Annotated in this window: 26 protein-coding genes; 12 read left to right on the forward strand and 14 right to left on the reverse strand. The window is 70.7% G+C overall.

Annotation, left to right across the window (positions count from 1 at the left end):
- Window positions 1–55: 55 nt before the first annotated feature.
- From AB0N03_RS10690 to AB0N03_RS10715, 6 genes are all read left to right on the forward strand, one after another.
- A complete protein-coding gene (locus AB0N03_RS10690) occupies window positions 56–451 on the forward strand; it encodes a YciI family protein (RefSeq protein WP_364368587.1) in 396 nt (131 codons plus the stop codon).
- Window positions 451–1674, forward strand: a complete 1224-nt coding sequence (locus AB0N03_RS10695; protein WP_364368590.1) for a sigma-70 family RNA polymerase sigma factor — start codon at window positions 451–453, stop codon at window positions 1672–1674. The genes AB0N03_RS10690 and AB0N03_RS10695 overlap by 1 nt, the downstream gene beginning before the upstream one ends.
- A gap of 43 nt (window positions 1675–1717) precedes the next feature.
- Window positions 1718–2500 (forward strand): maleylpyruvate isomerase family mycothiol-dependent enzyme, encoded by a 783-nt coding sequence (locus AB0N03_RS10700; RefSeq protein WP_364368593.1) that lies wholly within the window; start codon window positions 1718–1720, stop codon window positions 2498–2500.
- Between the two features lie 180 nt (window positions 2501–2680).
- Complete coding sequence (locus AB0N03_RS10705; RefSeq protein ID WP_364368981.1) at window positions 2681–3088, forward strand: MarR family transcriptional regulator; 408 nt, start codon at window positions 2681–2683, stop codon at window positions 3086–3088.
- Window positions 3089–3129: 41 nt separating this feature from the next.
- Complete coding sequence (locus AB0N03_RS10710) at window positions 3130–3705, forward strand: PadR family transcriptional regulator (protein ID WP_364368596.1); 576 nt, start codon at window positions 3130–3132, stop codon at window positions 3703–3705.
- A 10-nt stretch (window positions 3706–3715) separates the two neighbouring features.
- Window positions 3716–5194: an FAD-dependent monooxygenase gene (locus tag AB0N03_RS10715; RefSeq protein WP_364368599.1), complete on the forward strand. Its 1479-nt coding sequence runs from the start codon at window positions 3716–3718 to the stop codon at window positions 5192–5194.
- A 67-nt stretch (window positions 5195–5261) separates the two neighbouring features.
- Here the strand turns inward: AB0N03_RS10715 and AB0N03_RS10720 are convergent, their stop codons facing one another.
- Window positions 5262–5780, reverse strand: a complete 519-nt coding sequence (locus AB0N03_RS10720) for a GNAT family N-acetyltransferase (protein ID WP_364368602.1) — start codon at window positions 5778–5780, stop codon at window positions 5262–5264.
- Window positions 5781–5926: 146 nt separating this feature from the next.
- Between AB0N03_RS10720 and AB0N03_RS10725 the strand changes: the two genes are divergently transcribed.
- Window positions 5927–6892, forward strand: coding sequence for a chitinase (locus AB0N03_RS10725; protein WP_364368605.1), 966 nt, complete (start codon window positions 5927–5929; stop codon window positions 6890–6892).
- 1 nt (window position 6893) lies between these two features.
- Here AB0N03_RS10725 and AB0N03_RS10730 read toward each other — a convergent pair whose 3' ends face one another.
- From AB0N03_RS10730 to AB0N03_RS10760, 7 genes are all read right to left on the reverse strand, one after another.
- The gene (locus AB0N03_RS10730) at window positions 6894–7739 is read right to left on the reverse strand and encodes a LysR family transcriptional regulator (protein ID WP_364368984.1); all 846 of its coding nucleotides are present in this window, start codon (window positions 7737–7739) and stop codon (window positions 6894–6896) included.
- A 1-nt stretch (window position 7740) separates the two neighbouring features.
- Window positions 7741–8121: a DUF427 domain-containing protein gene (locus tag AB0N03_RS10735; RefSeq protein WP_364368608.1), complete on the reverse strand. Its 381-nt coding sequence runs from the start codon at window positions 8119–8121 to the stop codon at window positions 7741–7743.
- Between the two features lie 65 nt (window positions 8122–8186).
- Entirely contained in the window at window positions 8187–8951 is a 765-nt protein-coding gene (locus AB0N03_RS10740) for an HAD family acid phosphatase (protein ID WP_364368611.1), read from the reverse strand.
- Between the two features lie 81 nt (window positions 8952–9032).
- A complete protein-coding gene (locus tag AB0N03_RS10745; RefSeq protein ID WP_364368614.1) occupies window positions 9033–10193 on the reverse strand; it encodes a class I SAM-dependent methyltransferase in 1161 nt (386 codons plus the stop codon).
- Between the two features lies 1 nt (window position 10194).
- Window positions 10195–11160: a class I SAM-dependent methyltransferase gene (locus AB0N03_RS10750; protein WP_364368617.1), complete on the reverse strand. Its 966-nt coding sequence runs from the start codon at window positions 11158–11160 to the stop codon at window positions 10195–10197.
- Between the two features lie 4 nt (window positions 11161–11164).
- Entirely contained in the window at window positions 11165–11944 is a 780-nt protein-coding gene (locus tag AB0N03_RS10755; RefSeq protein WP_364368620.1) for an enoyl-CoA hydratase-related protein, read from the reverse strand.
- A gap of 56 nt (window positions 11945–12000) precedes the next feature.
- Window positions 12001–12813, reverse strand: a complete 813-nt coding sequence (locus tag AB0N03_RS10760) for an ABC transporter ATP-binding protein (protein ID WP_364368623.1) — start codon at window positions 12811–12813, stop codon at window positions 12001–12003.
- A gap of 335 nt (window positions 12814–13148) precedes the next feature.
- Between AB0N03_RS10760 and AB0N03_RS10765 the strand changes: the two genes are divergently transcribed.
- Both AB0N03_RS10765 and AB0N03_RS10770 read left to right on the forward strand, forming a co-directional pair.
- On the forward strand, window positions 13149–13694 hold the full coding sequence (locus tag AB0N03_RS10765; RefSeq protein ID WP_364368626.1) for a cysteine dioxygenase family protein: 546 nt from the start codon (window positions 13149–13151) through the stop codon (window positions 13692–13694).
- Window positions 13691–14086 carry a rhodanese-like domain-containing protein gene (locus AB0N03_RS10770; protein ID WP_364368628.1) on the forward strand — a complete coding sequence of 132 codons (396 nt, stop codon included), beginning with the start codon at window positions 13691–13693 and terminating at the stop codon, window positions 14084–14086. Before AB0N03_RS10765 ends, AB0N03_RS10770 begins: the two co-directional genes overlap by 4 nt.
- On the opposite strand, the gene AB0N03_RS10775 is transcribed toward AB0N03_RS10770, so the two are convergent.
- The gene (locus tag AB0N03_RS10775) at window positions 14083–15069 is read right to left on the reverse strand and encodes an LLM class F420-dependent oxidoreductase (RefSeq protein ID WP_364368631.1); all 987 of its coding nucleotides are present in this window, start codon (window positions 15067–15069) and stop codon (window positions 14083–14085) included. The genes AB0N03_RS10770 and AB0N03_RS10775 overlap by 4 nt on opposite strands.
- Window positions 15070–15172: 103 nt before the next feature.
- Window positions 15173–17701 (reverse strand): alpha-glucan family phosphorylase, encoded by a 2529-nt coding sequence (gene glgP, locus AB0N03_RS10780; protein ID WP_364368634.1) that lies wholly within the window; start codon window positions 17699–17701, stop codon window positions 15173–15175.
- A 132-nt stretch (window positions 17702–17833) separates the two neighbouring features.
- On the opposite strand from glgP, the gene AB0N03_RS10785 reads away from it, so the two are divergent.
- A complete protein-coding gene (locus AB0N03_RS10785) occupies window positions 17834–19267 on the forward strand; it encodes a neutral zinc metallopeptidase (RefSeq protein ID WP_364368637.1) in 1434 nt (477 codons plus the stop codon).
- Between the two features lie 56 nt (window positions 19268–19323).
- Here the strand turns inward: AB0N03_RS10785 and AB0N03_RS10790 are convergent, their stop codons facing one another.
- On the reverse strand, window positions 19324–20304 hold the full coding sequence (locus AB0N03_RS10790) for a tetratricopeptide repeat protein (RefSeq protein WP_364368639.1): 981 nt from the start codon (window positions 20302–20304) through the stop codon (window positions 19324–19326).
- 93 nt (window positions 20305–20397) lie between these two features.
- Between AB0N03_RS10790 and AB0N03_RS10795 the strand changes: the two genes are divergently transcribed.
- The gene (locus AB0N03_RS10795) at window positions 20398–20805 is read left to right on the forward strand and encodes a hypothetical protein (protein ID WP_364368642.1); all 408 of its coding nucleotides are present in this window, start codon (window positions 20398–20400) and stop codon (window positions 20803–20805) included.
- A 17-nt stretch (window positions 20806–20822) separates the two neighbouring features.
- On the opposite strand, the gene AB0N03_RS10800 is transcribed toward AB0N03_RS10795, so the two are convergent.
- The gene (locus AB0N03_RS10800; RefSeq protein ID WP_364368645.1) at window positions 20823–21125 is read right to left on the reverse strand and encodes a thiamine-binding protein; all 303 of its coding nucleotides are present in this window, start codon (window positions 21123–21125) and stop codon (window positions 20823–20825) included.
- A 77-nt stretch (window positions 21126–21202) separates the two neighbouring features.
- On the opposite strand from AB0N03_RS10800, the gene AB0N03_RS10805 reads away from it, so the two are divergent.
- A complete protein-coding gene (locus AB0N03_RS10805; RefSeq protein ID WP_364368648.1) occupies window positions 21203–21703 on the forward strand; it encodes a MarR family transcriptional regulator in 501 nt (166 codons plus the stop codon).
- Window positions 21704–21763: 60 nt separating this feature from the next.
- Here AB0N03_RS10805 and AB0N03_RS10810 read toward each other — a convergent pair whose 3' ends face one another.
- Both AB0N03_RS10810 and AB0N03_RS10815 read right to left on the reverse strand, forming a co-directional pair.
- Complete coding sequence (locus AB0N03_RS10810) at window positions 21764–22129, reverse strand: DUF3817 domain-containing protein (protein WP_364368651.1); 366 nt, start codon at window positions 22127–22129, stop codon at window positions 21764–21766.
- 214 nt (window positions 22130–22343) lie between these two features.
- On the reverse strand, window positions 22344–24731 hold the full coding sequence (locus AB0N03_RS10815) for a GH92 family glycosyl hydrolase (RefSeq protein ID WP_364368654.1): 2388 nt from the start codon (window positions 24729–24731) through the stop codon (window positions 22344–22346).
- Window positions 24732–24743 lie beyond the last annotated feature (12 nt).

The following is a 24743-nucleotide window of genomic DNA, read 5'->3' on the forward strand; positions in this document are numbered from 1 at the left end:
CCGGACTCCGTCCTTTCCCGTGAACGCGCCGCCGGGGCGCGGAAAGGAGCCGATCATGGCGAAGTACATGCTGCTGATGAGCTACAGCGGAGGCACCGCCTGCGACCTGCCGATGGGCGAATGGCCGCCGGAGGACATCCGCGCGCACATCGACTTCCAGCACGCGCTCGACGCCGAGCTGCGGGACAAGGGCGAGCTCGTCGACGCGCAGGGCCTGGCCGGGCCCGACCTGGCGAAGACGGTCGTCTCCGACGGCCGGACCAGCCCCGTGGTCACCGACGGGCCGTACCCGGAGGGCAAGGAGCTGCTGGCCGGTTACTGGGTCGTCGACGTCGAGAGCGAGGAACGCGCGCTGGAGATCGCGGCCAAGGCCTCGGCCGCACCCGGGCCGGGCGGCGCGCCGATCGGGCAGCCGATCGAGGTGCGCCAGGTGATGAGCGCGCCCGCCTGATGGCAGGCGTTGGGGTCGAGGACCTGCTGCGGACGCTCGCGCCGCAGGTCCTCGGCGTCGTCGCGCGGCGGTTCCGCGACTTCGGCGCCGCGGAGGACGCCGTGCAGGAGGCGCTGCTCGCGGCCGCGCGGCACTGGCCGTCCGAGGGGCTGCCGGACAACCCGCGCGGGTGGCTGCTCCAGGCCGCCGTCAACCGGCTGACCGACCAGCTCCGCAGCGACCAGGCGCGTCGCCGCCGGGAGGACACGGCGGCCCTCGAACCACCGCCGCCGGATGTCCCGGATCGCGACGACACCCTCGTCCTGCTCTTCCTGTGCTGCCACCCGGCGCTCACGCCCGCGTCGGCGATCGCGCTGACGCTGCGTGCGGTCGGCGGATTGACCACGGCCGAGATCGCCGGGGCGTTCTTGGTCCCCGAAGCGACCATGGCCCAGCGGATCACCCGGGCCAAGGCGCGGATCAAGGCGTCGGACGTGCCGTTCCGGCTGCCCGCGGCCGAAGAGCGCGAAGCCCGGCTGCGGTCGGTCCTGCACGTGCTCTACCTGGTGTTCAACGAGGGCTACACGAGCAGCGCGGGCGGCCGCCTGCACCGCACCGAGCTGTCCGGCGAGGCGATCCGGCTGACCCGGCTGCTGCACGCGATGTTGCCGGAAAACGGCGAAGTCGCCGGCCTGCTGGCGTTGATGCTGCTCACGGACGCGCGGCGCCCCGCCCGGACCGGGCCGTCCGGCGAACTGGTGCCGCTGGCCGAGCAGGACCGAACGAGGTGGGACCGCGCGCAGATCCGGGAGGGCGTCGCGCTGGTCACCGAGGCGCTCGCCCTCGGCGACGCGGGTGAGTACCGGCTGCAGGCCGCGATCGCCGCCGCGCACGACATCGCGCCGCGCGTCGAGGACACCGACTGGGACCGGATCCTTTCGACCTACCGGCTGCTGGAGCGGCTGACGGACAACCCGGTCGTGACGCTCAACCGCGCGATCGCGACGGCGATGGTGCACGGGCCCGCCGCCGGGCTCGCCTTGCTGGAGACCCTCGAGCTGGGCGGGCACCGGCCCGACGCCGTCCGCGCGCACCTGCTGGAGCTGGCCGGGGACATCGCCGGCGCCGTCCGGCATTACGACGCCGCGGCCGCGCGGACCACGAACACCTCGGAACAGCGGTACCTCCTGACGCGCGCCGCGCGGTTGCGGGAGTCGGAGCAGATCGACCTCCGGGGTGGTTGAAAAACGCCCCCACGGCTGCCTTGATCCGGACTATGTTGGCCGCGTGAAATCCTTGAGCCACGACCGGCTGGCCGAGGCGCTCGTCGCCGAGGCCGAGCTGTTCGGGATGGCGATCGAGGGCGCCGACCCGGAGATGCGCGTCCCGACGTGCCCCGAGTGGACCCTGCGCGACCTGACCTGCCACGTCGGGCTGGCCTACCACAAGTCCGCCGCCATCATCGCGAGCCGGCCCACCGGGTACGTGCCGTTCGACGCCGTCACCGTCGACGATCCGCCCGCCTTCGACGGTCTCGGCGACTGGCTCGTCGACGGCGCGGAGCAGCTCGTCGAGGCCGTGACCGACATCGGCCCCGAGACACTGACGTCCACTTGGACGCCCGATCGCCGCGCCGGGTTCTGGACGCGCCGGCTCACCCACGAGACCGTCGTCCACCGCGCGGACGCGGCGTTCGCGACCGGTGCGCCGTTCGACGTCGACGGCGACCTCGCCGCGGACGGGATCTCCGAGGGCCTCGACCTCGTGGCCGTCTTCTCGCGGCTCGAGCACCCGGCGATGGACCGGACGGCGCTGCGGGGCACCGGCGAGACGCTGTCGTTCCGGACCACCGCGCCGGAGCTGGCCTGGGTGGCGCGGCGGACGCCGTCGGGCGTCGAGGTGAGTCGCGAGCAGACCGACGCCGACGCCGACGCCGACGTCGTCGTCGCGGGCCGCGCCGCCGACCTGCTCCTGGCGCTGACCAGGCGCATCGCCGCCGACGACCCGCTGTTGACGATTTCCGGCAACGCGGAGCTGTTCCGGCATTGGCGGGAGAACACGAAGTTCTGAGGCGCTCGCTCGGCTGGCGGGGACCGTCGCGCCGGCCGGCGCGACGACCCGGACGGTGACGGTCGACGGCGCTGTCGCCACGCTGCGGCGTCATACACCCCGTCCCGCACGGTGACGGCGTCCTTCGCTTCGGGCACCGGCCGGCAGACGCACACCGAGACCGGGCCGTCGCTGGCGCCCGTGCTGCGGATCGCGGGCCTCAAACGCGCCCAGCAGGCACCGAACCAGGCCTGTACCGACCGTTTGCGGCCGCTGGAGCTGTCGATGTCGCAGTACGCCGTACTGCGCGCGCTCGACGACCACCCCGGCGCGTCGTCGGCCGAGCTCGCACGGATCACGTTCGTCACCCGGCAGTCGCTGCGGGACGTCCTGGGCGGGCTGCGTTCGGCGGGACTGGTCACCGTGGCCGAGCAGGCGAGCACGGGCCGGGCGCGGCCGGTGGCGCTGACGGCGTCCGGCCACGCGAAGCTGCGCGCCGCCGAGGAGCTGGTCACGCAAGTAGAGGAAGAGATGCTCGGCGACCTGTCGGCCGACCAGCGGCGCTATCTGGCGGACCTGCTGCACACCTGCGTCGGCAACCTGACTTGACGGACATCGTATAGTCGGTTCCGACTAATAGGGAGCGACTAGTGCCACCTCGCAAGATCCGCAACACCCTCGCGCTGGCCCTGCTCGGCCTGCTGCTGGAACGCCCGATGCACCCGTACGAAATGGCGTCCACCCTGCGCGAGCGCTTCAAGGACAGCAGCTTCAAGATCAATCCTGGCTCGCTTTACGACACCGTCGAGTCGCTGGCGAAGCACCGCTGGATCGAGCCCGTCGAGACGGTCCGGGAAGGCAACCGGCCGGAGCGGACCGTCTACGCGCACACCGAACTCGGGCGGCAGGAGTTCATCGCGTGGCTCGACGAGCTGGTCCGTCAGCCGGTCGCGGAGTACCCGAAGTTCGTCGCGGCGGTGAGCTACCTCGGCGCGCTCGGTCCGGAGCGCGCCGCCGACGCGCTGGAGGAACGCGCCCGCCACCTCGCCGACCGCATCGACGGCGCGAACACCGCACTCGAGGAGACCGTCGGCAAGGGGGCGCCGCGGTTGTTCATGATCGAAGTCGAGTTCGTAAGGCACGCGTGGCAGGCCGAGCTCGACTGGGCCCGCGCCACCGCCGCGGAAATCCGCTCCGGCTCCCTGCCCTGGCCCGACCACTTCTGAGGGGAAACTCGTGCTCGATACCGATGTTCTCGTCGCCGGCGCCGGCCCGGCCGGCCTGTTCGTGGCCGCGGAGCTCGCGCTGGCCGGCGTCCGCACCACGATCGTCGAACGCCATCCCTCGCGGCCGCCGTACTGCCGCGGCTTCAACCTCAACTCGCGCTCGCTGGACCTGCTGGCCCGTCGCGGACTGGCCGAAGGCCTGGTCGCCGAAGGCCATCAGGTGCCGCACGCACCGGTCACCGGACTACCCGGCCCGCTGCTGCTCGACGGCGCGGCGACCGATCACCCGTTCTCACTGGGAATTCCGCAGACTCGCGTCGAAGAGGTCCTGGAGGGGTGGGCCGCCGACCTCGGCGTCGAAATCCTGCGGGGGCACGAGCTGCGTTCGTTCACGCAAAATCCGGAAAGCGTTTCCTCTCTTGTCCACAATGGACAATTCGGCCGCACGATCTCCGCGCGCTTCCTGGTGGGCTGCGACGGTGGGCGCAGCACGGTGCGCAAGCAGGCCGGGATCGGCTTCCCGGGCGTCGACGCGCGCTGGTACGCGCTGCTCGGCGACGTCGAATGCGAGCTGCCGTACGGGGTTTCGGCCGGGCCGGACGGCCGCACGGTGTTCGTCATCCCGCGGGCGGGGTACGTCCGGATCGTGGTGCGGGAGGACGACCCGCCGGCCGACAAGTACGCGCCCGTGACGCTCGAACGGCTCCAGGCGCAGGTGGACGCCGTGCTCGGCCGGCACGTCGAGCTGCGTTCGCCGCGCTGGCTGACGCGTTTCGGCGACGCGGCGCGCTTGGCGACGCACTACCGCGAAGGCCGGGTGCTCCTGGCGGGCGACGCGGCGCACATCCATCCTCCGGCCGGGGCGATCGGGGTCAACGTGGCTTTGGACGACGCGTTCAACCTGGGCTGGAAGCTCGCGGCGACAGTGCTGGGGACCGCGCCGGAGGGGTTGCTGGACACCTATCACGCCGAGCGGCATGCGGCGGGTTCGCGGATCCTGGCGAACACGCAGGCGCAGGTGGCGCTGGATGAGGCCGCCGACGAGCCGCTCGCCGACCTGATGCGCCGGGTCGCGGCGCACCCGGCGGGGAACCGGGCGCTGGCGGAGATCATCACGGGGCTGGACGCGTGTTACGAGCCGGGTGGGCATCCTTGGCTCGGGCGGTTGGCGCCGGATGTGCCGTTGGTGGTGGGTTCGGTCGAGACGCACCTGGCCGCCTTGCTGCACTCGGGACGGCCGGTTTTGCTGGATCTGACGGGGTCTTTGGCTGCTTGGGCGGCGGCGGTGGAGGTGGTCGTGGCGGCGAGTCCGTCCACTTCGGACGTCGACGCGGTGCTGCTGCGGCCGGATGGGCATGTGGCTTGGATGGGCACGCCGGGCTCGGGCGACGAGGGGTTGGCGGAGGCGGTGCACCGCTGGATCGGCGATACGGCACCCCCCGCCCTTCCCTTGGGGGGCGTCCCCGGCTCCAGTCTATCGGTGGGGTAGGTCGAAACCGGCCCGATCGCTCGGTAAGCACCTCAGTTGTCCACATCCGGGCCACCCTGTGGAGCGGTCAGCGCGGGCGGTCCAGCACCGCCCGCTGCTCGACCCTTCCGTCCAGCGTGAACCGGCTGTACGGGGTGAATCCCAGCTTCTCCACCACCCGCGCCGACGCCTTGTTCGCCGGTTCGTACACCGCCAGCAGGCGATCCGCGAAGCCGGCCGAAAAGATGTGGTCGCGCACCGCCGTCGTCGCCTCGGTTGCGTAACCGTGGCCCCAGCCCGAGGGCGCTATCCACCAGCCCATCTCCACCGCCGGCGAGCCCAAGCCGGACTCCGTGGGGCTGCGGTGGACCAGGGACACCACTCCGTCGAACGATCCCGGGGCCGCCGAGACCGCGAACCAGCCGTACCCGTGGGAAGCCCAGTGCGCGAGCGTGGCCCGGTGCTTGGCGAGCGTGTACTCGTGGGTCCACGGCTTGCCGGTTCCGACATACCGGACCGTCTCCGGAATCCGGGCCAGCGCGAACAAGTCGTCGAAGTACTCCTCGGCCCACTCGTGGAGCGTGAGCCGTTCCGTGGTGATCAGCACCACCGGAAGTCTAGGCCGTCCGTCCACCGGTTACCGCGGGTCACGCAGGTAGCCCGTTCGGCCTATGGTCCGGACCACATTAATGGTCTATACCAATTAGGTCCGGAAGTCCCCGCCGCCGCGCTCGTCGTCGTGGAGGTTCCACCATGCGTCTCCGTTCCCTGCTGGCCGGGCTGGCCGGCTTAGCGCTCGTGAGCACCGGGCTCGGCGCCCCCGCCGAAGCCGCCGCCGGGTCGCCCATCCCCGTCGGGCCCTACGTCGACATGGGCGCCTGGCCCTCGCCCAGCCTCTCGGCGATGTCCGCCGCCAGCGGGATCAAGGGCTTCACGCTCGCCTTCGTCAACTCCTACGGCTGCAAGGCCAGCTGGTTCGGCGCCTACGACCCGCGCACGGCCTGGCAGAAAGACGAAATCACCAAGATCCGCAACGCCGGCGGCGACGTCAAGATCTCCTTCGGCGGCGCGTCCGGCATCGAGCTGGCCCAGGCGTGCAGCACGTCCGCGCAGGTCGCGGCCGAGTACGACGCCGTCGTCAAGGCGTACGGCCTCAAGTACGCCGACTTCGACATCGAGGGCGCGGCCGTCGCGGACCCGACGTCGATCGCTCGCCGCTCTCAAGCCCTGAAGACCCTCCAGAACAACAACCCGGGCCTGAAGATTTCGCTGACGCTGCCGGCGCTGCCGACCGGGCTCGACGCGAACGGGCTCAACGTCGTCAAGGTGGCCAAGGACGCCGGCGTGAACCTCGACCTGGTCAACATCATGGCGATGGACTACTACCAGGGCGCCGGCGACCAGGGCGCGAAAGCGATTTCCGCGGCCAAGGCCACGCAGGCGCAGCTCAAGTCCCTCTACGGGCTGAGCGACGCGGCGGCGTGGAAGAAGGTCGGCGTGACCCCGATGATCGGGGTCAACGACTCGCAGAACGAGATCTTCTACCAGAAGGACGCGAAGGCCCTCGTCGCCTTCGCCAAGACCGTCCACCTGGGCATGCTGTCGTTCTGGGAAGCCGGCCGCGACGCCAACGCGTGCACCGGCGCGCTTTACAAGTGCACCAACGTTCCGCAGTCGAAGTACGAGTTCGCGAAGATCTTCGCGGGCTACACCGGCTGAGTCACCACCGGGCGGCGTCCGCGAGCAGTGCGTCCCGCACCGCCGCGGGCCCCGCCTGGCAGGGTTCCGAGCGAGAGACCACGAACAGCGTGTTGATCGGCGGTTCCTCCGGGTCCAGCAAAGCGATCAGCGAACCCGAAGCCAGCTCGGCCGCGCACAGGTAGCGCGGGAGCACGCTCACGCCGAACCCGGCCAGCACGCACGTGAGAACGCCACGCAGGTCCGGCACCACGACAGCAGGTCCAGCAGGTGGCCGGACACCGAGCACCGAACGCCAGTAGCGGCGGATGATCGGCAGGTCCTCGGCGTAAGCCACCAGCGGCGCGGTACGAGGGTCGCCGGTGAAGCCGCGTGGGCCGACCAGGACGAACTCCTCGTCGGTCAGCGGCATCGCCGTGAGACCCCGGCCACGCGGGCGGATCGTCGACACCACCAGGTCGAACCGGCGCTGCGCCAGACCTGCCAGCAGGTCGTCGGCCAGGCCGAACGTCACTCGCAGCTTCAACCCCGAAGCGACCAGATCCGTCAGCGCGGGCAGCACCCGGAGAGAAGTCAGCTCCGCGGGCCCGGCCAGGTGCACCGGCGCGGCGAAGGGGTCGACCTCGCCCACGCTCAAGGAAGAAAGCGCGTCGACGTGCGGGGCGACGCGTGCGGCCAGTTCGTCGGCGGCCGGGGTCGGCGTGACGCCGCGGGCGCGCCGGACGAACAGCTGCCGCCCGAGCTCTTCTTCGAGGGCTCTGACCTGCGCGGTCACCGTCGGCTGGGACAACCCCAGCGACGGCGCCGCACCGGTCAGCGATCCCGCCCGGTGGACGGCCAGGAACGTCCTCAGCAGATCGAGGTCCAGCTCAGTCCTCGACCAGCTCGATCGAGTCCACGACGTTCGGGTAGAACGCGACGTGGTCCTTGATCGCCGCGACCGCGTCGTACGGCTTCTCGTACGTCCAGATCGCGTTCTCCGCCTGCACGTCACCGACGTTCAGGCTGTAGTAGCTGCTGTCGCCCTTGTACGGGCAGTACGTCTCGTGGTCGGTCCGCTCCAGCACGCTGAAATCGACGTCCGCCCGCGGGATGTACTGCGCCGCCGGGTAGTTCGACTCCTGCAGCGTCAGCGCGTTGCGGCTGTCCGCCACCACGCGCCCGCCCGCCTTGACCACCACGCGCGCCTTGGTCGGCTCGACGGTGATCGGGTGGTCCGGGCCCGGGACCAGCACCTTCTTCTCCGGCATGTCAGCTCCTCGAAAAAGTCGTGTACTGGGAGCAGCACCCGGGACCCGGTGGTTATTCCGGAGAATCAGGGCAGGTAGTACATCGGGTTCGGCAGCTTGGTCGGGTGCTGCGCGTAGCCGCCCTCGAGATCGCTGAATTGGTCACCGACGTTGAGAACGATGTGAGCGCCGATCGCCTCGATGTGCGCCCGCGTGCCCGACTTGTACTGGACGGTGGTGCAGGTCAGCCCGCACGGCAGGTAGTCCGGCGCGGTCACCTTCGGCTTGAAGAACGCGCCGGCCGGGGCCGGGTAACCCTCGTTGGCCAGGTTCTTCAGCGACTGCGGCCCCTGCAGCTCGTTGCGGCCGGTCAGGAAGTACACCTTGACGCCGTGCTGCACGGCCCAGTTGGCCAGCTCCAGCACCGGCTTGTTCGAGACGAACGTGCCGTTGTCGATGGCCTGCTGCTGCTTGACCGGGTCGAAGCCGAAGTCGTTGTCGGCTTCCCAGCCGTAGGTGACCTCGGCCGTGTCGTCGACGTCCAGCACGATCGCCGGGTTCTTCACGCGGCCCAACTGCTGCTGCAGGTAGCGCTTCGCGTCCGTGACCACGCGGTTGGTGTCCTTCACGAACCGGCTGGTGTCGGAGTAGTGGTGCTTGCCGGCGGCGTCGAGGTAATCGCCGTAGTAGGCCTTGACGTCGAGCTTGACCTGCCCGATGTTGGCCGGCTCCTTCGAGCGGGCGGCGGTCGCGTCGTCCGAGCCGGCCAGCGCGGTGGCCCCCGAGGCGACGGTGGCGCCGATGGCCGCGGCGGCGGCGAGCTTGACGAGACCTGACCATTTTCCGGACACGGCGAACCCTCCAGGGAAACTTGACGACCCGGGGAACCTACGTCACGTTCACCCGGAGTTCCACCCCTCGAAAGTTTCCGTTCACCTTTCGGCGCGGCAAAGGAAAGCCACCGGAGACCGGCCGATCCGCGTGAGCACGACCGACGCTTCCGCGGCGCCACGGGGTTTCAGCCGCCGCCGCAAGGCATCCGGGTCGACGTCCAGGCCGCGCACGAGGATTTCCAGCCGTCCGACGTCGTGTCGCTTGAGGACGGCTTTCAAGGACTTTTCGCTGTAGGGCCCGTGCTCCAGGACGCGGAAGGCGCGCACATCCGGTGGCGGTGCGTCGCCGGTCAGGTACGCGATGCGTTCGTCCAGCTGCCACAGCCCGTGGCGCGCCGCGTAGTGGCGGACCAGCCCGGCCCGGACGACGGCGCCGTTCGGGTCGACGATCCACTCCCCCGGCTCACGGGTGGGCAATTCGTCCGGTTCGGCGTCGGTGACCGTCCACTGTGTCCCGTCCGAGCGCAGCACGGTCGCCCGCCGGGTGACGCCGGTGCCCAGCCCCCGCCAGAGGCAGGACTCGCGGACCTGGCCGTCGAGCGAGACCAGCTCGACCTCGTCGGCCCACGGCGTGAGCGCGAAGTCCAGCCCGGGCGCGCACTTCACGGACAGCGCGCGCCCTGGGAACGCCGCGACCAGCCCGTCCAGCGGCGGCGCGAAGTCCGCCGGTTTCCAGGCTCGCCGTCCGGCGGAGTCACGACGAGCCGGATCCGCGACGACGACTCCGGACCGGCTGACCGGGCGCAGCGCGTCGGCGCGAGCGAGCCCGAAAGAGACACCGGCGGTGATTCCGTTGTGCCGCGCCATTTCCAGCCGCACGGGGTCCAAGTCGGACCCGAGCGCCACCCGCGCCACCCGCGCGATCTCGACGAGGTCCGCGCCCACGGAACAGGTGACGTCGTGGACGTCGAGCCCGGCCAAGCGGGCAGCTCGGTGCCGCGCGACCGGCGACGCGCTCGCCTGCTGGAGTGCGTCCGCCGTGAACAGCCAGTCCTCACCAGACAGTTTGCCCACGGATTTCCGGCGCAGCAGCACGGTCTCCAGGACGGCCGCCGCGTGTTCCTCGCCGACCAGGCGGCGAACAGCGGCCACGGACGCGATGCGATCGGTCAGCGGCAACGAAGAAACCTCGGCGAGCGCCGCCGTCCCCGCACCGGAGCGCAGGTAGGCGACGTCACCGAGGCTGAAGGAATATCCCAATTCAGGACGGCCGCTTGGTCCCGGTGATCATCACGTTGTAGAACAGCTCGCGCGGGAGCACCTTCGCCAGCAGCTTCTTGTCGACGGCGGACAGCCGCAGCCACAGCTTGTAGGCGAACAGCCGCCAGCGGACGGTCAGCTTCTCCTGCGGCACCGCGGCCTCGAACGTCCGGATCGGCCAGCCCGCGAGCGCCGCGGCGAACTCCTCGGTGACCGCGCGGACGTCCTGGGCGCCGGCCCCACGGGCCCACGACTCCAGCTCCGACGGGTCGAAGGTGTGGATGTCGACGACGGCTTCCAGCGCGGCGGCGCGCGAAGACTCGTCGAGCTCTTCCTGCGGACGCCGCCAGCCGCTCAGCGCGGGCAGCTTCGTCACCCGGGTGGTCAGGAACCACGTGAACTGACCGAGCTTGCGGGCGTAGAAGTCGCCGATCTTCGTCGGCTCGCCGGCGAAGACGAACCGGCCGCCCGGCCTGAGCACGCGCAGCACTTCGCGGAACGCCGCCTGGACGTCCGGGATGTGGTGCAGCACCGCGTGCCCGACGACGAGGTCGAACGTGTTGTCCTCGTACGGGATGCGCTCGGCGTCGGCGACCCGGCCGTCGACGTCGAGGCCGAGCTTTTCGGCGTTGCGTAGCGCGACCTGCACCATGCCGGGCGAGAGGTCGGTGACCGAGCCCTTCTTGGCGACGCCGCCCTGCATCAGGTTCAGGAGGAAGAACCCGGTGCCGCTGCCCAGCTCCATCGCGTGCTGGTAGGGCTGGCCGTCGTCACCCGCGACGGCGTTGAACACGTCGGTGGCGTAGGAGATGCAGCGCTCGTCGTACGAGATCGACCACTTCTCGTCGTAGGTGCCGGCTTCCCAGTCGTGGTACAGCACGTTCGCCAGCTTCGGGTCGGCCCAGGCGGCCTGGACCTCTTCGGCGGTGGCGTGCGGGTGCGGCGCCGGGTCGTTCACGTCGGTCAAGGCGTCATTTCCCTTCGAAAGTGGCCTTGCCGGGCCCGTTTTCGATGAACGACTTCATGCCGTTCTTCTGGTCTTCGGTCGCCCACAGCGCGGCGAACAGGTGCGACTCGAGCTTGAGCCCGTTCGCCAGGTCGGTGTCGAGACCGCCGTCGATGGCCGCCTTCGCCGCGCGCAGCGCCACGGCGGGGCCGTTCGCGAACTGGGACGCCCACTTGTGCGCGGCCGCGTAGACGTCGTCGGGCGCGACGACCTCGTCGACGATCCCGAGAGCCAGTGCTTCCTGGGCCTTGACGAACCGTCCGGTGTAGACGATGTCCTTGGTCTTGCTCGGGCCGATCAGCCGGGCGAGGCGCTGGGTGCCGCCCGCGCCGGGGATGACGCCGAGCTGGATCTCGGGCTGGCCGACCTTGACGTTGTCGCCGGCGACCCGGCGGTCCGCGGTCAGCGCGAGCTCGAGGCCGCCGCCGAGGGCGTACCCGGTGATGGCCGCGACGACCGGCTTCGGGATGTTCGCGATGGCGGCCAGCGTGCCGGTGAGGGTCGCGCCGAACTTCGCGATCTCCGGGTAGGTGCGGGTCGCCATCTCCTTGATGTCCGCGCCACCGGCGAAGGTCTTCTCGCCGCCGTAGAGGATCACCGCGCGGACGTCGTCACGCTCGGAGACCTCCTTCGCCAGCTCCGCGAGTTCGGCGGTGACCTGGGCGTTCAGGGCGTTGACCGGCGGCCGGTCGAGCCGGATCGTGCCGACGCCGTCCTTGACCTCCAGCGAAACGAACTCTCCCACGCCGACTCCTCCTCGTTGACGATCTGCCAGCAGGCTACCGGCCGGTAAGCGCCAGCTTAGCGACGGCGGGCGAAGAAGCGATCCCCGGAGCGTTCGAGCACGAGGTCCTGGTCGAACGTCTTCGAGAGGTTTTCGCTGGTGATGACGTCGTCGACGAGGCCGGCGACCACCGCGTGGCCGTCGCGCAGGAGCAGCGCGTGGGTGAACCCCGGCGGGATCTCCTCGACGTGGTGGGTGACCAGCACGAGCGCCGGCGCGTCCGGGTCGAGCGCCAACGCGGACAGCCGCGCGACGAGGTCTTCGCGGCCACCCAGGTCGAGGCCGGCGGCCGGCTCGTCGAGCAGCAGCATCTCCGGGTCGGTCATCAGCGAGCGGGCGATCAGCGCGCGCTTGCGCTCGCCCTCGGACAGCGTGCCGAAGGTGCGCTCGGCGAGGTTGCCGATGCCCATCGCTTCGAGCAGCTCGGTCGCGCGGGCGGTGTCGAGGGTGTCGTACGCCTCACGCCAGTGGCCGAGCACCGCGTAGCCGGCGCTGACCACGACGTCCTTGACCAGCTCGTCGCCCGGGACGCGCTGGGCGATGGCCGCCGAGGTGAAGCCGATGCGCGGGCGCAGCTCGAAGATGTTGACCCGGCCGATCCGCTCGCCGAGCAGGTCGACCTCACCGGTGGTCGGGTGCAGCTCGGCCGCGGCGAGGCGCAGCAGGGTGGTCTTGCCCGCGCCGTTCGGCCCGAGCACCACCCAGCGCTCGTCCAGTTCCACGGACCAGTCGAGACCGGCGAGGAGGTCGTTGGTCCCCCGGCGGACGCCGACACCGGCCATCCGGACCACGAGGTCGTCAAGTTCGCTGGACTGGATCGGCTCGCTCACGAACCCCATTCTGTCTGCCGTAGCGCGCGCGTGCGCACCCGCCCGGGTGAGACGGCGAACCGGCTGGTCGGAGCGTGTCCACGACGTGGAACGGCGCACGCCGGAAGTGCCGCGCGCCACTCGGTTGTGGCAGGATCGCGACCATGTCAGCCGACGTGCACGCCTCCCCGGTCACCCGGGGCTCGTTCTGGCGCCGTCGTGCGATCGACCTGCTCCTCGTCGCTTCGGCCGGGTGTACGCGGGCGCGGCTCCGCTGATCCCACGCGTCCTCGCGGGCGGTGCGGTGCCGCGCTGGTTCGCGTCCCGATCACCTTCGCGTCCGAGGAGCTCCTGCGTTGACCACTTCGATCACCCGTCCCGCCGTCGAGATCCACCCGCGGCTGACCGATCCGCTGCTGCCCGAGCTGCTGCACCCGTCGCGGCTGCTGTGGACCCCGCGTGAGCTGGCCGACTTGACGGCCACCGTCACGACCGAGCTGACCGCGAGCGTCCAGGACATCCTGCGGTTCGACGAAGACCGCCGCTGGTGGGCCCGGCTCGCGCTGACCGACGGCGTCGAGCTGTGGCTGCTGTCGTGGCTGCCCGGCCAGCACACCAAGCCGCACGACCACGGCGGCGCGTCCGGCTCGTTCACCGTCCTGCAGGGCGAACTGGGCGAAGAGTACCGCTATCCCGGCGGCCCGGTCCGGCGCCGCACGCACGTCGCCGGCGAGGGCATCGGCTTCGGCGCCGGCCGCGCCCACCAGGTCACCGGGATCGGGGACGCGCCCGCGGCGAGCGTCCACGCCTATTCGCCGCCGCTGGTGCCGACGCGGGAATACGCGACGCTCGCCGACGTCCCGGCCGAGATCCCGCCGCTGCCGGTTATCGTCCACGGATGAGCGCCATCGACACGCTGCTGGCCGACGCGCGGTCCGGATTGGACCGCGTGGGGCCGGAAAAAGCCCGCGAGCTGCAGGAGGCGGGCGCGTTGCTCGTCGACATCCGGCCGTTTTCGAACCGCGAGGCCGAGGGCGAGATCCCCGGCTCGGTGGTCGTCGAGCGGATCCACCTGGAGTGGCGCCTCGCGCCGGACAGCGAGTGGAAGCTGCCTTCGGTGACCGCGGACACGACGGTGGTCGTGCTGTGCAACGAGGGCTACTCGTCGAGCCTGGCGGCGGCGGACCTGCAGCGGCTGGGCCTGCGCAACGCCACCGACCTCGACGGTGGCTTCCGCGCGTGGGCCACCGCCGGCCTGCCCGTGCAGACCGGCGGCAGCCCCGCGGTGCCCTAGACGAGTGCGGGCGCGACCTTCTCGGCGAACAGATCGATGCCGGAGCGGTCGTACGCGGCTTCGGGGAAGTTGAAGATCGCGTAGGACATGCCCAGCTCGCCCAGGGCGGCGAGCTTCTCGGTGACCTGCTCGGGCGTGCCGGTGACCGGGCTGTTCACGAAGTTGGCGTGCCAGCGCTCGGCGGCGTCCGCCGGGGCGTACTTGCCGAGGTGGGACTTGAGCCAGGCCAGCTTGTCCTGGACGTCCTTTTCGGTCTCGCCCAGAACCATGTTGTGGTTGGCCGAGCGCACGATCGCGTCGTAGTCGGTGCCGACGTCCTTGCAGTGCTGAGCGAGGATCTCCGACTTGCGGGTGAAGGTCTCCGGGTCGGCGGCGAAGTTCGTGTACTTCGCGAACTTCGCGGCGATCCGGAGCGTCTTCTTCTCGCCGCCGCCAGCGATCCACAGCGGGAGGCCGCCTTCCTGCGGCGGCAGCGGACGCAGGATGGCACCGTCGGTCCGATAATGCTTGCCGTCCAGTGTGGACTTCCCGGTCGTCCAGAGGTCGCGCATGATCCGCACGCCCTCGTCGAGCTGGCCGAGCCGGTCGCCGGCGCCGGGAAAGCCGTAGCCGTAGGCCCGCCACTCGTGCTCGTACCAGCCGGCGCCGATGCCCATCTCGACGCGGCCGCCGGAAATGATGTCCGCGGTGGCGGCGACCTTCGCGAGGTAGGCCGGGTTGCGGTACCCCATGCAGGTGCACATCTGCCCGAGCCGCACGGTGTCCGTCGCGGCGGCGAACGCCGAGATCAGCGACCAGGCCTCGTGCGTGGCCTCTTCGGTCGGGACGGGCACGGTGTGGAAGTGGTCGTAGACCCAGATCGATTCGAAGGGCCCGGCCTCCGCGTGCTTCGCGAGGCCGAGCATGGTCTTCCAGTGGTCCGCGGGGTCGATGCCGGCGAGGTCGAGCCGCCAGCCCTGCGGGACGAACATTCCGAAGCGCATGCGTTCAACTTAACGCGGCACAGGCCGGGGCGCGGCGTGGTTTTCCGCCGTGCCGAGGTGGAGTAACTCCAGGTCAGTCCGGTTTTTCCGGAGTGACTCCAGCTCAGGCCAGCACCACGCGCGCGAGTTCGGCCGGGGCGGCCAGCAGACCGTGCTTCGGGAGCACCCGCACCGTGTACCCGATCGACCCCGGCCGCGGCAGCTTCAGCCGCGCCGCGAACGCGCCGATGCCGTCGGCCGTCATCGGGACCGTGACCGCGTCGCGCAGCTCGTCGTCGTCGCCGACCCGGCCGACCACCGCCTGGATGTCCACTTCGGACGGATCCAGCCCGGCCAGGTCGATGCGGGCCCGGATCGTCACCTCCGTGCCGACCACCAGGGGCTCGGTCGCCTCGACCAGCAGCTCCGAGTCGAAGATCCGCAGCCGCGGCCACGACACCTCGAGCTTGGTCCGGTAGTCCGCCAGCGAGAGCGCGCCGCGGTAGCCGTCGCCGGTCGCTTCCGCGACCATGCGGGACGCCGGCAGGTAACCGTTGTCGACGTACTCGCGGACCATCCGGGACGCCTGGACCCGCGGGCCGAGCGTCTCCAGCGTGTGCCACACCATCGACAGCCAGCCGGTCGGCACGCCGTCACCCGACCGGTCGTAGAACAGCGGTGAGATCTGCTGGCCGAGCAGCTCGTACAGCGCCGCGGCCTCCAGGTCGTCACGGCGCAGGGGGTCGGTGACGCCGTCCGCGGTCGGGATCGCCCAGCCGTTGCTGCCGTCGTAGCACTCGTCCCACCAGCCGTCGCGGATGGAGAGGTTGAGGCCGCCGTTCAACGCGGATTTCATGCCCGACGTCCCGCACGCCTCCAGGGGCCGCACCGGGTTGTTCAGCCAGACGTCGCAGCCGCGGTAGAGGTAGCGGGCCATCGACATGTCGTAGTCCGGCAGGAAGACGATCCGGTGCCGCACGTCCGCGCCGTCGACGAACCGGACGATCTGCTGGATCAGCTGCTTGCCGTTCTCGTCGGCCGGGTGCGACTTCCCGGCGACGACGACCTGGATCGGCCGTTGCTCGTCCAGCAGCAGCGTGCGCAGCCGCTCGGGGTCGCGCAGCATCAGCGTCAGCCGCTTGTACGTGGGTACGCGGCGGGCGAACCCGACGGTCAGCACGTCCGGGTCGAACACGGAGTCCACCCAGCCCAGCTCCAGCGGGGACGCGCCGCGCTGCAGCCACGCCGCGCGCACCCGGCGCCGCACCTCGTGCACCAGCTTCTCGCGCAGCTCGCGCCGCAGCCCCCACAGCTGGGCGTCCGAAACGCCGTCGCGCAGCGGCCCCTCGCCGACGTCGAGGCCCCATTCGCGGCCGAGCAGCGTGCTCAGCTCGCGCGCCACCCACGTCGGGCCGTGGACGCCGTTGGTCACCGACGAGATCGGCACCTCGTCGTGGTCGAACCCGGGCCACAGCCGGGAGAACATCTTGCGGGTGACGCGCCCGTGCAGCTGGGAGACGCCGTTCGCGCGCTGCGCCAGCCGCAGGCCCATGTGCGCCATGTTGAACAGGCCGGGGTTGTCTTCGGCGCCGAGCGCGAGCACGCGTCTCGGGTCGATGTCCGGCACCAGCCTGCCGTCGTTGAAGTAGCGCTGCACCAGGTCCACCGGAAACCGGTCGATGCCCGCGCTGACCGGGGTGTGCGTGGTGAACAGCGTCCCGGCGCGGACCGCGGGCATGGCCTCGTCGAACGCGAGCCCGTCCGCCTGCACGATCTCGCGGGCGCGTTCGAGGCCGAGGAATCCCGCGTGTCCCTCGTTGGTGTGAAAGACCATCGGCTGCGGGTGGCCGGTGATCTCGCAGTACTTCCGCACCGCGCGGAACCCGCCGATGCCGGCCAGGATCTCCTGGCGGAGCCGGTGGTCGGCGTCGCCGCCGTAGAGCCGGTCGGTGACGCCGCGCAGGTCGTCGTCGTTGGCTTCGGTGTCGGTGTCGAGCAGCAGCAGCGGCACCCGCCCGACGCGGGCCTGCCAGATCTGCGCGCACAGCTCGCGCCCGCCCGGCATCGCGACGCCGATCAGCACCGGCCGGCCGCCCACGGTGAGCAGTTCGAGGGGGAACGCGTTGGGGTCGATCACCGGGTAGTGCTCGACCTGCCAGCCGTCGAGCGAGAGCGACTGCCGGAAGTAGCCGTTGCGGTAGAGCAGCCCGACGCCGACCATCGGCACGCCCAGGTCGGAAGCGGCCTTGAGGTGGTCGCCGGCCAGCACGCCGAGGCCGCCGGAGTAGTTCGGCAGCGCCTCGGTGACGCCGAACTCCATGGAGAAGTAGGCGACCGCGGGCGGCAGTTCGGCGTCGTCACGCTGCTGGTACCAGCGCGGCTCCGACAGGTAGTTCTCCAGGTCCGCGGCCGCGTCCCGGGCGCGGGCGAGGAAGTCGTCGGCGACGGCGAGCTCGTCCAGGCGCGACGGCGGCAGCGCGGTGAGCATCCGCAGCGGGTCGCGCACGGCGTTGAACAGCTCGGCGTCCATCGACGCGAACAGGTCGCGCGTCGGCGGGTGCCACGTCCAGCGCAGGTTGGTGGCCAGCGCGCCCAGGCCGGACAGCGACTCGGGAAGGCTGGCACGGACGGTGAACCGGCGGACTGCACGCATGGGAAGCGACGATATCGGGCCGCGGCCCCGCCTGCGCAGGGAGTAGTTCGGGGATAACGTGCACGCTCCGCGTATGCCCTGGGTAGGGTCCTGCCCGTCGGGTACCGGGTGGGCACGAGAGCGAGTGGACAGATGATCCCAGGGGGAGGACGGCGCGCGCTGGTCGCGTTGCTCGCCGTCGCGGCGGTGGCCGTGAGCGGGTGCGACAGCAAGGGTGGCGCCACGGGCGACCCCGGCAAGGACACCGGCGCCGGGTCCGTCGCCGGGCTGCCGGTGACGCACTTCGAGAGCGGCCTCAAGCCGGACGCGCCCACACCGACCATCGACGTCAAGAACGCCGACGGCGGCGAGGACGACAAGCTCGCCACCGCCGCGATCGACGACGTCCAGACGTACTGGAACGAGCGGCTGCCGGCCGACTTCGGGGAGCAGTTCGAACCGGTGAAGTCGCTGCTGTCCTACGACTCGCAGACCGACACCGAGAAGACCGGCTGCGGCAGCGTCAAGAAGCTCGTGAACGCGTTCTACTGCTCGGTCGACGACTCGGTGGCGTGGGACCGCGGGGTGCTGCTGCCGATGCTGCGCCAGCGGTTCGGGCCGATGTCCGTGGTCGTCGTGCTGGCCCACGAGTTCGGCCACGCCGTCCAGTACCGGCTCGGCGACAAGGCCAACATGACCAAGAGCACCCCGACCGTCGTGAAGGAGCAGCAGGCCGACTGCTTCGCCGGCGGCTACTTCCGCTGGGTCGCCGAGAACAAGAGCAAGTACTACCAGGTGTCGACGTCCGAAGGCCTGAACCAGGTCATGGCGGCGATGTTCCTGATCCGCGACCAGGCGGGCACCAGCGGCGCCGACCGCGGCGCGCACGGCACGGCGTTCGACCGCACCTTCGCGTTCCAGACCGGGTTCGAGAAGGGCCCGAAGGAGTGCGCGGCGATGAACACCGAGAACGTCAAGGCCCGCCTCACCGAGCGCCCGTTCGACAAGGGCGACACCGGCAAGGGCGACGCGAAGTTCACCGACTCGGCCGTCGAGCTGCTGAAGAAGAGCCTCGACGAGGCGTTCAAGGGCGCCGGGGTGGCCGCGCCGGAGATCGCCGACGGCGGCAGCTGCCAGACCACGCCGCCGGCGTCGTACTGCCCGGCCGACAACACGGTGAGCATCGACCTGGCGAAGCTGTCGCAGCTGGCGCAGCCGATCGACCGCGACGCGGAGATGAAGGGCGAGGACCCGGGCGGCATGGGCGACTTCGCCGCGTTCTCGGAGGTCGCTTCGCGGTACGCGCTGGGCATCCAGAAGGGTGTCGGCGCGTCGATCGACAACGCGAACGCGGGGCTGCGCACGGCCTGCCTGGTGGGCGCGTGGGCGGCGTTCACGAACCGGCCGGGCGACCTGCGGCTCTCGGCGGGCGACCTCGACGAGGCGATCGCGGACCTGCTGCAGCCGGAGAGCCTGGTGTCGGCGGACGTCAACGGGAAGCGCCCGGACAGCGGCTTCGACCGCGTCGAGTCACTGCGGCGCGGGTACCTCGAGGGGTCTTCGGTCTGCTCGAAGCAGTACGCCTGACCTGAGGTCATGAAGGCACCCTCACGGCTTAGAGCCATGAGGGTGCCTTCATGGCTTTAGAACAGGGCGGAAGCCAGGTCGCGGCGGGCCTTCATGACGCGGTCGTCGGCCGGGTCGAAGAGGTCGAACAACGCCACCAGGTGCTCGCGGACCTTGTTGCGGTCGTCGCCCGCGGTGCGGCGGACCGTGTCGATCAGGCGCTTGAAGCCCGCCTCGACGTTGTTCTCCGCGATCTCGAGGTCGGCCGCGTCGAGCTGGGCCGCCAGGTCGGACGGGTCGGCGTCGGCCTTCGCGCGCGCCTCCGGGTCGGCGCTCTCCGCGCGGGCGGTGAACTTGACCTGGGCCAGGGCGTTCTTCGCCAGCTCGTTCGCCGGTTCGACGTCGAGGATGCGCTCGTACGCGGCCTGCGCGGCGGCGAAGTCGCCCCGCTCGAAGGCCTCCTCCGCCTCGGTGAAGCGCGGGTCCTCGGGTTCCTCGACCGGGCCACCGCCGTTGGCCTCGGCCTCGGCGATCGCCGGGAGCTTGTCGCGCAGGGCGTCGAGCAGCGCGTTGATCCACTTGCGGATCTCGGGCTCGGGCAGCGCGCCGGAGAAGGCGTCGACCGGCTGGCCGCCGCCGATGGCGACGATCGTCGGGATGGACTGCGCGCCGAACAGCTGCGCGATGCGCGGGTTCGCGTCGACGTCGACCTTCGCCACGACCCAGGCGCCACCGGACTCGGCGGCCATCCGCTCCAGCACCGGGGACAGCTGCTTGCACGGTCCGCACCACTCGGCCCACAGGTCGACGATCACCAGCTGGTGCAGGGACCGCTCCACGACCTCGGCCTGGAAAGTGGCCTCGGTGACGTCGATCACGGCGCCGGACGACGGGGCGGGCGGGGGTGCGTCACCCGCCGGGCCGGGACCGCTCGCGGGCGGGGCCGGCTGCCTCTGCGCCGATTCGGCGCGGGCCTTGAGCGCGGACAGGTCGACCGCGCCGGAGAGGGCGGCGGACAGGGCCGCTGACTTCGCTGCAGATCCGCGTGGTTGTGTCACGGGTTCCATCCTGGCACGCCCGCCTGCGGAGTTTCACCGGGTGCCCGGCCGGTCCGCTTGGCAGGACGGCGCCGCGTGGGGCAGGCTCGGCCGGTGCACATCCGGCGTGACGTGAAGGTGGGCCTGTCGATCGCGGCCGCCGTCGTCTGGATCGGCGCGGTGACGCTGCTCATCGTGCAGGAACCGGACCCGGGCGCCGGCTCCCCCGGCGAGCTGCGCGACCGTCTTTCCGCGGCACTCTCCGGGCACGACGCCGACGCGTTCGCCGGCCTGCTCGACTACCCGGGTTCCGGCGGCGACGACTTCGCGAAGGACTACGTCACGGTGCTGGCGGACCACGGCGTCCACGACGTGCGCGTGGAGCTGGGCCCGGACGCGGCGGCCCCGGTCCGCGCGACGGTCACGGGCGCCCTCGGCGACGGCAGGCCGTTCAGCTATCCGCTGAACGTGACGAGTGAAGACGGCCGCTGGACGGTCGCCTTCACCCCGCCGCTCCCCTGACCCCAGCGAGAACTGGGTCAGGCGTCGCGGAGGTGGGCTTCGATGCGGTCCACCTTGGCCTCGAGCTGGTCGGAGAAGCCGGGCCGGATGTCGGCCTTCAGGACCAGGCCGACCCGCGCCGAGCCCTCCCCCGCGGCCTCGACCGCCCGCTTCACGACGTCCATCACTTCGTCCCACTCGCCCTCGATGTTGGTGAACATCGCGTTGGTCGAGTTGGGCAGCCCGGACTCGCGGACCACCTTCACCGCCCGCGCGACGGCCTCGCTGACCCCGCCGTCGGGCTCCCCGCCGGACGGGCTCACGCTGAACGCGACGATCATGTTGGAAGTCCCTTCTTCGGTGTTCTTTCCGCCGGTCGGGCGACACCCGCCGGTACCCGCTGGTAACTTCGCGTGTCATGAACCGTCCGCTGCCGTTCGACCCGATCGCCCGCGCGGCACAGCTCTGGGAGGCCCGGATCGGGCCCTCCGGCACCATGGCCGCGGTCACCGGCGTGATGCGGGTCCAGCAGATCATCCAGTCCGCGGTGGACGGCGCGCTCAAGCCGCACGGCCTGACCTTCGCCCGATACGAAGCGCTGGTGCTGCTCACCTTCGCCCGCAGCGCCAGCCTGCCGATGCGGGTGATGGGCGAGCGGCTCCAGCTGCACCCCACCAGTGTCACCAACATAGTCGACCGGCTGGAGCGCGACGGGCTCGTCAAGCGCGTCCCGCACCCGACCGACCGGCGCACGACACTCATCGAGATCACCGAGGAAGGCCGCAAGCGCCGCGAGTCCGCGACCGCCGCGGTCACCGAGATCGACTTCGGGTTGAGCGGCCTGACCGAACGGCAGACCGAGCAGCTGACCGACCTGTTGACGAAGGTGCGCCGGGCCACCGGCGACTTCACCGAGTAGGCGGTCCGATACGAGAAAGGGCCCGCGTCGTCGACGCGGGCCCTTTCTCGGATGCTGGGATCAGACGGCGACCGGCTCCTGGATCCGGAACAGGCCGACACCGCCGTGGGTCAGCCGCTGCGGGCCGTCGAGCTTGCCGTTGCGCAGCGCCCACTTCTCGAACAGCCACGTGAACAGCGGCGGGATGCTCGCGAGCAGGGCGAGGACCAGCGTCTTCGGGCGCCAGCCGAGCGGCTTCGCCACGGACAGGGAGACGACCACGTAGAGGACGAAGATCACGCCGTGCACCATGCCGATGACGGGCACGCCGCCCTCACCGGAGGAGTGCACGACGTACTTGAGGAACATCCCGACAAGCAGCGCCGCCCAGGACAGGGCTTCGGCAACTGCGGCCACGCGGAAAACTAGAGCGGCCTTGCTGGACACTTCTTCCTCCTGTGGGGTCTCACCACTGTGGTACGGGCACGAAAAACGCCCGACGCACCGTCCAAGGCGGACTGCCTGTGGACGTCAACGGCGCTGTCGGACGTGCTGAGACCAGTGTGAGGCGTGACGGCCCTCACCGGAACACCGGGGCCCGTGACGATGCTCACGGCCGTGGTCCACTGTGGTCTGGACCACGGCCGCGAGCGTCCGACGTCTACTCCGCGCAGGGCGAAACCGGTGCCGACGACGGTGACGTCGCCCACGTCGCCGCCGCCGCGTCCTCCGTGATGCCGAAGTCGAGCGTGGTGCCCCGCTTCAGCTGGTCCACATTGACGTACACGCGGTCACTCGGCTTCGAGCCGACCTCGAGGCCCGAGACGTACTGCAGCTTCGAGCCGTCCGCGCCCGGCGCCTTGATCGTGATGTCGCGCCCGTTCTCCAGGTGCACCACGGACTTCGCGAACCGCGGCGTGTTCAGCACGAAGTTCCCAGTCCCTGGGACAGCGGGATAGAGACCGAGAGCACTGAAGACGTACCAGGCCGACATGGTGCCGAGGTCGTCGTTCCCGGTGACGCCGTTGGGCGCGTTGGTGAACAGCGTGTGCGCCGACCGCACGACCGCCGACGTCTTCGCCGGCTGGCCGGTGAGCGCGTACATCCACGGCGAGTGCAGGTCCGGCTCGTTGTTCGGGTTGTAGCGGAACTGGTCGTAGTAGTCGTACGGGCCGACGACCCAGTTCTCGCGGACGGCCGTCGCCGGGTTCTTCACCAGTTCGTCGTAGGCGAAGAAGTCGTCGAGCCGCTTGCCGGTGGCCGCCGGGCCGCCCATCCGCTGCTCGAGGCCGGGGATGTCCTGCTGGACCAGCCACTGGTACTGCCAGGCCGTGCCCTCGTGGAAGCCGTCCTGGCTCTGCGGGCTGTACGGCTTGTCGGCGGGGCTGAACCAGTCGCCGCCGGCGACTTTCGGCCGGAAGAAGCCGGTGAAACCGCGGTCGGTCTGCGTTTCGTCCCACAGCGTCCGGTAGGTCCGGCCCTTCTCCTTCAACGCCGCCGCGTCGTCCTTCTTGCCGAGCGCCGCGGCCATGACCGACAGCGAACAGTCACCGAGCGCGTACTCCAGAGTGGCCGAAGCGCCGTGGTTCGGGTCGGTGTCCTGGCCTTTCTTCGGGAAGTTCGGGTCGTACTGGACGAACCCGTCCTGCTGGTAGCTCGCGTTGCCGGAGCGGCCCTGGAACGGCGACGACGCGGGCGGGATCTGCGTCGAGTTCTGCAGCAACGCCTGGTAGGCGCGCATCTCGTTGCCCGACAGGGCGCCGAACCGCCAGAGGTCCACGAGGAACGGCGTGACCGGGTCGCCGGTCATCGTGTTCGTCTCCTGGCTGGCGTACGCCCACCGCGGCAGCCACCCACCCTGGTCGTGGATGGCCAGGACGCTCTTGGCGATGTCCTTCGCGCGGCTGGGCCGCAGCAGGGCGAGGAGCTGGTTCTGCGTGCGGTAGGTGTCCCACAGCGAGAAGAATTCGTAGTACGTCCAGCCGACCGCGCGGTGGATCTTCTTGTCGAAGCCGTAGTACCGCCCGTCCGCGTCGTTCGCGGTCAGCGGCTGCAGCAGCGCGTGGTAGAGCGAGGTGTAGAACACCGTGCGGTCGTCGGTCGAACCGCCCTTGATGTCCACAGTGGACAATTCCTTACGCCAGGTGCGCTGAATATCCGCCTTCGCCGCGTCGAACGACCGGATGTGCTCCGAGGCCAGGTTGACCCGCGCGCCTTGCGCGTCCACCTGGGAGATCGCGGTGGTCGCCGTGACCTGGCCACCACCAGCGAAGGTCAGCCACGCGCCACGCAGGCCCGCGCCGCCGGCCGACTCGCGGGACCCGGGCGTGCCGCCGGTCGGGGACCACGTGCCCGAGGACTTGAAGGGCTTGTCGAACTTCGTCGTGAAGTACGTCGTGTAGGCCTTGCCGCCGCAGAACGCCTGCGACTCCACGGTTCCTTCGACGGTCCGGTCGTCGACGACGCGGATGCTGCTGCCCGTCACCGGTTCCTTGTCGTTGGCCTGCCCGACGTTGACGAAGACGTTGGCGTCACCGGGTTTGGTGAAGGTGTACCGCTCGACACCCGCGCGGGTCGCCGCGGTCGTCTCGACGTCGACGCCGCCGTAGCCGGTCAGGTGGACCTTGTAGTAGCCGGGCTTGCCGACCTCGCCGTCGTGGGTGAACGGCGCCGCGTACTTCGTCTGGTCGAAAGTGGCGGGCTTGGTCGTGTCGAACGCCTTGCCGGGGCCGATCTCGCCGGTCGTCGGCAGCGTCGAGACGAGGCCGCCCTGCTCCCAGCAGCCCGCGCCGGAGAGGAAGAAGTGCCCGAAGCCGCGAATCGCGGTGTCGGTGTAGCGGTAGCCGGCGTAGTGCGAGGTGATCGGGCTGACCTGCGTCATCCCGAAGGGCGCCGAGGCGCCGGGGAACGTGTTGCCCTCGTCCTGCGTGCCGATGAACGTGTTGACGGCGTCCAGGGCGTCCCCGCCGGCCGCTTCCGCGACGACGGGACTCACCCCCGTCGCCACCACGGCGAGCGCCACCGCGCCCGCCAAAACCTTGCTCTTCACTGAGCTTCCTCC

This window comes from Amycolatopsis sp. NPDC051061, from assembly GCF_040682935.1.
Classification (GTDB): Bacteria; Actinomycetota; Actinomycetes; order Mycobacteriales; family Pseudonocardiaceae; genus Amycolatopsis.

Excerpts from the sequence above, each read along its gene's own strand:
- glgP (WP_364368634.1), bottom strand. The coding sequence starts at position 17,701 with ATGCGTGCAGTCCGCCGGTTCACCGTCCGTGCCAGCCTTCCCGAGTCG.
- AB0N03_RS10690 (WP_364368587.1), top strand. The coding sequence starts at position 56 with ATGGCGAAGTACATGCTGCTGATGAGCTACAGCGGAGGCACCGCCTGC.
- AB0N03_RS10695 (WP_364368590.1), top strand. The coding sequence starts at position 451 with ATGGCAGGCGTTGGGGTCGAGGACCTGCTGCGGACGCTCGCGCCGCAG.
- AB0N03_RS10770 (WP_364368628.1), top strand. The coding sequence starts at position 13,691 with ATGAGCGCCATCGACACGCTGCTGGCCGACGCGCGGTCCGGATTGGAC.
- AB0N03_RS10735 (WP_364368608.1), bottom strand. The coding sequence starts at position 8,121 with ATGCCGGAGAAGAAGGTGCTGGTCCCGGGCCCGGACCACCCGATCACC.
- AB0N03_RS10725 (WP_364368605.1), top strand. The coding sequence starts at position 5,927 with ATGCGTCTCCGTTCCCTGCTGGCCGGGCTGGCCGGCTTAGCGCTCGTG.
- AB0N03_RS10775 (WP_364368631.1), bottom strand. The coding sequence starts at position 15,069 with ATGCGCTTCGGAATGTTCGTCCCGCAGGGCTGGCGGCTCGACCTCGCC.
- AB0N03_RS10785 (WP_364368637.1), top strand. The coding sequence starts at position 17,834 with ATGATCCCAGGGGGAGGACGGCGCGCGCTGGTCGCGTTGCTCGCCGTC.
- AB0N03_RS10805 (WP_364368648.1), top strand. The coding sequence starts at position 21,203 with ATGAACCGTCCGCTGCCGTTCGACCCGATCGCCCGCGCGGCACAGCTC.
- AB0N03_RS10800 (WP_364368645.1), bottom strand. The coding sequence starts at position 21,125 with ATGATCGTCGCGTTCAGCGTGAGCCCGTCCGGCGGGGAGCCCGACGGC.